Annotated in this window: 1 protein-coding gene; it reads right to left on the bottom strand. The window is 63.7% G+C overall.

What is annotated here, in order from left to right:
- Nucleotides 1–361 (bottom strand): 3-deoxy-7-phosphoheptulonate synthase (locus BTA51_RS29265; RefSeq protein ID WP_141215735.1); only part of this gene is annotated, 361 nt, incomplete at both ends.

Here is a 361-nt window from a genome sequence, read left to right on the forward strand (position 1 = left end):
GCGAAGAAGTCACGCACCTCCTGCAGCACACGCTCGAACGGACGGGTCTTGAAGCCCGAGGCCGATTTGATCGTGTTGCCGTGCATCGGGTCGCAGGTCCAGAGCACGTTCGCGCCCTCTTCCTTCACCGTCTTGATCAGGCGCGGCAGATGCTCGGCAGCCTTGCCGGCACCGAAGCGCGCGATCAGGGTCAGACGGCCGAACTCGTTCTCCGGGTTCAGCTTGGCCAACAGGACTTTCAGATCCTCGGCCGTCATCGACGGGCCGCATTTCAGTCCGATCGGGTTCTGCACACCGCGGCAGAATTCGACATGGGCGCCGTCGGGCTGACGGGTGCGGTCACCGATCCAGATCATGTGGC

This window comes from Hahella sp. CCB-MM4, assembly GCF_002260525.1.
GTDB lineage: Bacteria > Pseudomonadota > Gammaproteobacteria > Pseudomonadales > Oleiphilaceae > Hahella.